Raw genomic sequence first — 6,721 nt, 5'->3', positions numbered from 1 at the left:
TAAGAACAGTATCTCAAAGGAACCTCATACGAGGTTCTAATACATAAGCTCTACTGGCTTAGTTCACTAGCACACTGTTGAGTTCTCAAGCAACACGCCCGGAATGGTTCGCGACCAGCGCAGCCGCATCCCGTGCATTATTTCTTCGTCTTGTGTTCGGAGCAGACCTTACCCGACGTCGAATCCGGAGATTCAGTGGGGGTACTTGTTCCGCACCGTTCGGGCCCACCCACTCTACCGCCTGAGGCGGGAGCTTGGTTCGTGTTCCCGGTGGCCGCCGGGTTTCCCTGGCGACGAAGAGAACATTACACGGCCGGAAACGGGCCGAAACAGGGGGGTCCCTTAACTGCGAAATGCCTGTTCACGAGGCTTCCCGGCGGTCGTGGCGGACAGAACGGGCCACCGGCGGTCTCCACGCCCTGCCCGCACCCGCAGGCGCGAAGGCCACCCCTCTCGCCACGAACGGCGAGCACGAGTCGTCCGGACCAATACGGTTCCCCCGGATGGAGGTAGCCGACACGGTGGGTAAATCGCATACTTCGTTTGTTGTTGGTCGCAACAAACGAAGACGGTCCCCACCCGGCCGGCACCTCGTGTGCCGGTCGACCACACGTGAGAGGTGACAACGATGTCGACCGCACGCACCCGAGGAGTTCGCAGCGCCGCCGCACTGGTCGCGGCCGCCGCGGCGGGCCTCGCGTTCACCGGCGCCCCCTCGGCGACCGCCACTGCCCAAGCGCCGGCGGCGCCGATGGCCACCTTCACCGACGACTTCGACGGGCCGGCGGGCAGCGGTGTCGACGGTTCGAAGTGGCAGCAGGAAACCGGCGACAACGTCAACAACCACGAGCGCCAGTACTACACCTCGGGCGCGGGCAACGCCGCGCTCGACGGCCAGGGCCACCTGGTGATCACCGCGAAGAAGGAGAACCCCGGCAACTACAACTGCTGGTACGGCCGCTGCGAATACACCTCCGCGCGGCTCAACACCTCCGGGAAGTTCAGCTCGAACTACGGGCACTACGAGGCCCGCATGAAGCTGCCGCGCGGGCAGGGCATGTGGCCCGCGTTCTGGATGCTCGGCGGCGGGAACTGGCCCGCCGACGGCGAAATCGACATCATGGAGAACGTCGGCTTCGAGCCGAACACCGTGCACGGCACCATCCACGGCCCCGGCTACTCCGGCGAAGGCGGCATCGGAGCCGGCTACAACGGCCCCAACTTCTCCGACGACTTCCACACCTACGCCGTCGACTGGGCCCCGGACAAGATCACGTGGTCGGTGGACGGCAACACCTACCAGACCCGCACGCCGAACGACCTGAGCGGCAAGAAGTGGGTGTTCGACCACCCGTTCTTCCTCATCCTCAACCTCGCCGTCGGCGGGTACTGGCCCGGCGACCCGGACGGCAGCACGCAGTTCCCCCAGCAGCTCGTCGTCGACTACGTGCACGTGACGGGCTGAGCACGACCGTGCCGGGTGCCGTCGGAGGGGCACCCGGCACGGTTCGGGAGTCAGTTGGCGGAGTCGATCCAGCCGTGCCCGCGCGCGAACGACACCAGGCGCTGCCGCACCTGGACGATCTGCGCGCCGGTGAGCGTCGGCGCGGCGGTGAGCAGCGCTTCGGTCAGCTCGGCGGTGAACTCGGGGATCGACAGCACGTCGCACAGGCCGTCGTCGAACTCCGAGCGGTGCTCCGTGCGCGGCGGTGCGGCGGCACCGACGGGACGAGCGGGCGGGCCTTCGACCAGCGTCACCCCGGAGGCCTTGAGCCCGCGGTCCCCGTCCTCGACGGCGAACTCGACGATCGCGCCCGGCGCGATCAGGCGCTTGTCCACCTCGAGATCGTTGACGTGCATGAAGACGTCTTCGCCGCCGCCCTCCGGCGCCACGAACCCGTACCCGCGAACCTCGTCGAACCGAACGACTTTTCCGGTGACCACGAACCGCCCCGTCCTCGAAACCAGCAGCGCGCCCACCCCGGGCGCTGGCCGACACGGTACAACCGGCCCCAGCGGCGCACAACACGGCGCACTCAGGCGGTGACGGTCACCAGGAAGTAGACCCCGCGCGCGGCGGGGAGCACCTGCTTGCCCGCGGTGTCGACCATCTTCCAGTACACCTTGCAGATCCCGTCGCCCTGCGGGTCGACCGGGACCGCGACCTGCACGGTGTGCCCCGGTTCGGTGGTGGGCACCGGCACCCGCGCGGGGGTCCGGCAGTCGGCGGTGGTCTCGCTGCCGCCGACGCGCTGGAGGTACCGGTCCACCCAGCGCACCGAGCCGGTGTTGCGCAGCTCCCACACCTTCACGAACTGCTGCCCGCGCCGGACACCGCTGCCGTCCGGGATGCTGACGTCCCGCACGAACTCCGAGGCGTCACCGGGAACCGGATACGGGTCGGCAGGCGGTGGCGCCGCCTGCTGCTCCTTGCCGTCGAAGGCGAAGAACGCCACGCCCGCGGCGACGATGAGCACGACGACCACCACGACCACGACCGTGACCAGGCGCCGCCGGTCGAGCATCGCCCGGCCGGCCGTCGTGGCGGACTCGACCGCGGGCTCGACCGCGGGCACGGACTCCGGCGCCGGGGCGGGCACCAGGCCCGGCCCGGGTGCCTGTGCGGCCGCCTCCCTCGCCGCCGACCACCTGGCCTGCCAGTCGGCGCGGACCACGGCCTCGTTGTCGCCGAGCCTGCTCACGGCGAGGCAGCGGACGAACTCCCAGGTGGTCTCCCACGACGGGAGCTCACGGCCCCTGGCCGCGGCGGACAGCGCCGATCGTGACGCGGCCGCACCCAGCTCGTCGCGCATCCGGTCATACGAAGGATCGCCCGCGGCGTCCTTCAGCTCCCACAACCGGTGCGCGAACTCGGCGACGGGCCCGTCGGCCGGGTCCGGCCGCACCGCGCGCCGTCCGCGCTTGCCGTTCGACGGCACCCCGTCCACCTGCACCTCCGCGCTGCCACGAGTCACGCTTTGTGTAGCACGGCCGTACCGGGCTCACCTCTCATGCCCCCGCCTCCCACTGGCGCCGCACCTCGGGGTAGATGAGCTCGAGATCCCGGGGAACGGCGGCCTTCATCTGCTTCGTCCGCTCGTCCGCCAGCACCTCTTCCTCGCCTGCCTCGACGGCGTCGAGCACCTGCGCGGCGATATCGGACGGCGCGTGCTTCCGGCCGGTGAACCCGGTGGCGAGCCTGGTGTCGATGAACGACGCGTGCACACCCACCACCTGGGTGCCCTGCGCGCGCAGTTCCACCCGGACGCCGTTGGTGAGCGACCACAAGGCCGCCTTCGTGGTGCAGAAGGCGCCCATCGCGGGCACCGAGAAGAACGACACCACGGACAGCATGTTCACCAGCGCGCCGCCGCCGTTGCGCGCGAGCACCGGGGCGAACGCGCGGCACATCGCGAGCGTGCCGAAGTAGTTGGTGTCCATCAGTTCGCGCGCCCGTGCCATCGACGGCTCGCCGATCAGCGGCGCGGTACCGGCGATCCCGGCGTTGTTGATCAGCAGTGCCACGTCGCCGCAGCGCCGCGCCGCCGCCTCGACCGATGCCTCGTCCGCGATGTCCAGCTCCACCGGGGTGTGGCCGGTGACCGATGCCGGGTCGCGAGCGGCCGCGTACACCGTGGCCGCGCCACGGGCGGCCAGTTCGTCCGCGAAGGCCTTGCCGAGCCCCCGGTTCGCCCCGGTCACCATCGTGGCTGCGCCGTCTATCCGCATGTCCTGCTCCCCCTTGTCCGCGCTGCTCCGAGCCGAGGACCGTTCTATCAGCGGGGTACGACAATCCCGGTCCCGCCAGTACTGTGCCTGGGGAACTGCCTGGGGACCTGCCTGGGGACCTGCCTGGGAAGACACCGACCGGCGCCGCGACGGCGCGGAGAGGATCACGATGCCTTCGCACGTTCGTGTGGTCATCGCGCCGGACAAGTTCAAGGGGACGCTGCCCGCGGACGGGGTCGCCGCCGCGGTCGCGGCGGGGCTGCGGCGGACCCGCGAAGGCGGCGTCCGCCAGTGGCTCGAGATCGCGGAGTGCCCGATCGCCGATGGCGGGGACGGCACCGTCGCGGCGGCGGTGGCGGCCGGGTACCGCTTCGTGCCGGTCACCGCGACCGGGCCGACGGGCAAGCCGGTGGAGACCGGGTTCGCCCGCGACGAGCGCATGGCGGTCGTCGAACTCGCCTCGGTGTCGGGGCTGAGCCTGCTCCCCGGTGGTGAGCTGGAACCGTTGACGGCGAACACGATCGGCGTCGGCGAGCTGATCAAGGCCGCGCTCGACGACGGCTGCCGCCGGATCGTGCTCGGGGTCGGCGGCAGCGCGGGCACCGATGGCGGCGCCGGTGTCGTGCGCGCGCTCGGCGCCAGGCTGCTCGACGCGGACGGAGCCGAGCTGGCGCCCGGTGGTGCGGCGCTGCTGTCGCTGGCGCGGCTCGACCTCGGCGGATTCGATCCGCGCGTGCGCGAGGCGGAGTTCGTGATCGCGAGCGACGTCGACAACCCGCTGCTCGGCCCGCACGGCGCGGCGGCGGTCTACGGGCCGCAGAAGGGTGCCGACGAAGGCCAGGTGAGCCTGCTCGACGACGCGATGCGCCACTGGTCCCGCATCGTGGAATCCGTGCTGGGAGCACGGTTCGCGGACGCGCCGGGCGCGGGTGCGGCCGGTGGCACCGGGTTCGCCGCGCTGGCGCTGCTCGGCGCGCGGTTCCGGCCGGGGATCGACGTGGTGATGGGGCTGACCCGGTTCGCCGAGCTGTTGCCCGGCGCCGATCTGGTGATCACCGGCGAGGGCTCGCTCGACGAGCAGACGCTGCACGGCAAGGGGCCGGCCGGGATCGCCGCGGCCGCCGCGGCCGCCGGAATCCCGGTGGTGGCGGTCGCGGGGCGGTCCGCGCTGCCGCTGGAAACGTTGCAGGAGAACGGTTTCTCCGCGGCCTACGCTCTGACGGACGTCGAACCGGACGTGGCGCGCTGCATGTCGGCCACCGCCGAGGTGCTCGAAGAACTCGCGGTGCGGGTCGGCGAAGACTGGCTTTAGCCGCAGCGCAGGTGCTCTCGTCCTTCAGGGCTTGCCCGAGACACCGCGACGCGAGCCGAAAGACCCGGCAGCATCGTCACCGCCACGCAGACCACATCGCGCGCGGCCCACGGCGAAGGGAGCTAGCCGCCGAACATCGCCTTCCACTCTTCGAGCGAACTCGGCCGGTAGACGAAGTTGTTCTCCTTCACCGAGGACAGCGCGGCCGACGGGGAGGCGGAGTACTGGTGACCCGGGTAGACGACGGGATCGCCGTCGAGCCCGGCGAGCCACTGCAGGCTGCGGTACATGGCGTCGGGGTCGCCGCCGGGGAAGTCGGTGCGCCCGCAGCCGTCGAGGAACAGCGTGTCCCCGGCGACGAGGTTGCCGTCGACGAGGAAGCACTGGCTGCCGGGGGTGTGGCCGGGCGTGTGCAGCAGGCGGATGCCGATCGCGCCCACCTCGAGGAGGTCGTCGTGGTCGTGCGGGACGAGATCGGTGCCCGACACCCCGGTCACCCTGCGGACCCATTCGGTCTCGTCGCCGTTGACGTGGATCGGGACCTGGGCCTTGCCGAGCAGGTCCGCGATGCCCGGCAGCGAGAACCCCATCATCTCGCCGCCGACGTGATCGGGGTGGTGGTGGGTGGCGAGCACGCCGGTGAGCCGCATGCCGTCGGCCTCGATGACGTCGAGCAGGTCGCCGACGGCGTAGGCGGGGTCGACGAGGACCGTTTCGCGGGTTTCCCGGTCGCCGATCAGGTAGGCGAAGTTCACCATCTGGGTGGCGACCGGGTCCCCCACGGCGTAGTCGCGGCCGGAGAGCAGCTGCCGGAAGTACAGGCGATCGGACATGCGCCCACCCTACGGGCGGGTCAGCCGAAGTGCGTCTTCGGCCGCTCCTGGCGGACGCCGTCGACGAACACGTCCGCGCGCTCGTCCAGGAAGGCGACGCGACCGGCGATCTTCTGGCTTTCCGGGGCCGGATAGCGGTAGTACCAGGCGATGTCGGTGTGCACGGTGTCGCCGGTGCGGAACGTCCAGTACTGGGCGTCGCCCTTGTACGGGCATTGGGTCACCGTGTCGCTCGGCTCCACGAGGTCCATCCTGATATCGGTCTTCGGCAGGTAGTACCTCGTCGGCAGGCCGGTTTCGAACAGCAGCATCGGCTTCTCGGATTCGGCGACCGTGACGCCGTCGAGTTCGACGCGCACGTGCCGGGACGACGCGAGGATGTCGACGCGCGTGTACGGGCTTCGCGGGTGCACGAAGACCTCTTCGTCCTCCTCGAACCAGGCGTCCATCGTCGCCCAGTCGAACCGGACGTGCTCGCGCAGCTCGTCGATCGGCGAGTCCGGGTAGTCGAGCGCCGCGTTCACGGCTTCGCGCCCGCCTGCCCGCACCGTCCAGACCCGGCCCTCTCCCCTGCTCGGAGACCGCTTCGTCCGATCGGTGGCGACCAGCACGCCGTCGGCAACATCGGCGCGCGGCACGTAGTACGCGGGGTAGTACGGGAACTCCCACACCAGCAGCGGCGCGGTCGTGTCGGCGACGACCTGGCCGCCCAGTACGGCACGGACGCGCTTGGCGCCGTGCTCCACGCGGACCCTGCCGCGTTCTCGGGTGCTCATGCCCGGTCCAACCCCGAGCCGCACCGCCGTATTTCCGGCGAACGAGGGAGGCGAGGCGGACGGCGGCCGCC

General features: G+C 70.7%; 6 protein-coding genes and 1 pseudogene. 2 read left to right on the top strand and 5 right to left on the bottom strand.

All coding sequences use genetic code 11. The features are described 5' to 3' along the window. Positions 1-628: 628 nt before the first annotated feature. Positions 629-1,459: pseudogene (locus ABD256_RS05725) on the top strand (glycoside hydrolase family 16 protein); the annotation flags it as partial. Positions 1,460-1,515: 56 nt separating this feature from the next. Here the strand turns inward: ABD256_RS05725 and ABD256_RS05720 are convergent. From ABD256_RS05720 to ABD256_RS05710, 3 genes are all read right to left on the bottom strand, one after another. Beyond that, entirely contained in the window at positions 1,516-1,944 is a 429-nt protein-coding gene (locus ABD256_RS05720) for a cold-shock protein (protein WP_344414179.1), read from the bottom strand. A gap of 92 nt (positions 1,945-2,036) precedes the next feature. Further along, complete coding sequence (locus tag ABD256_RS05715; protein ID WP_344414177.1) at positions 2,037-2,975, bottom strand: NBR1-Ig-like domain-containing protein; 939 nt, start codon at positions 2,973-2,975, stop codon at positions 2,037-2,039. Positions 2,976-3,009: 34 nt separating this feature from the next. Next, a complete protein-coding gene (locus tag ABD256_RS05710) occupies positions 3,010-3,729 on the bottom strand; it encodes an SDR family oxidoreductase (protein ID WP_344414175.1) in 720 nt (239 codons plus the stop codon). Between the two features lie 169 nt (positions 3,730-3,898). Between ABD256_RS05710 and ABD256_RS05705 the strand changes: the two genes are divergently transcribed. Next, entirely contained in the window at positions 3,899-5,041 is a 1,143-nt protein-coding gene (locus ABD256_RS05705; RefSeq protein ID WP_344414173.1) for a glycerate kinase, read from the top strand. Positions 5,042-5,163: 122 nt separating this feature from the next. On the opposite strand, the gene ABD256_RS05700 is transcribed toward ABD256_RS05705, so the two are convergent. Together ABD256_RS05700 and ABD256_RS05695 are read right to left on the bottom strand one after the other, a co-directional pair. After that, complete coding sequence (locus tag ABD256_RS05700) at positions 5,164-5,874, bottom strand: MBL fold metallo-hydrolase (protein WP_344414171.1); 711 nt, start codon at positions 5,872-5,874, stop codon at positions 5,164-5,166. A gap of 20 nt (positions 5,875-5,894) precedes the next feature. Next, positions 5,895-6,650: a DUF427 domain-containing protein gene (locus tag ABD256_RS05695; protein WP_344414169.1), complete on the bottom strand. Its 756-nt coding sequence runs from the start codon at positions 6,648-6,650 to the stop codon at positions 5,895-5,897. Positions 6,651-6,721: the final 71 nt, after the last annotated feature.

It is taken from the genome of Amycolatopsis minnesotensis, assembly GCF_039529815.1.
GTDB lineage: Bacteria > Actinomycetota > Actinomycetes > Mycobacteriales > Pseudonocardiaceae > Amycolatopsis > Amycolatopsis minnesotensis.
Note: the sequence above shows the minus strand (reverse complement) of the source record. Positions and strands in the feature narration are given on the sequence as shown.

Coding starts and splice junctions, on each gene's coding strand:
- ABD256_RS05710 (WP_344414175.1), bottom strand. CDS start 3,729: ATGCGGATAGACGGCGCAGCCACGATGGTGACCGGGGCGAACCGGGGG.
- ABD256_RS05705 (WP_344414173.1), top strand. CDS start 3,899: ATGCCTTCGCACGTTCGTGTGGTCATCGCGCCGGACAAGTTCAAGGGG.
- ABD256_RS05700 (WP_344414171.1), bottom strand. CDS start 5,874: ATGTCCGATCGCCTGTACTTCCGGCAGCTGCTCTCCGGCCGCGACTAC.
- ABD256_RS05695 (WP_344414169.1), bottom strand. CDS start 6,650: ATGAGCACCCGAGAACGCGGCAGGGTCCGCGTGGAGCACGGCGCCAAG.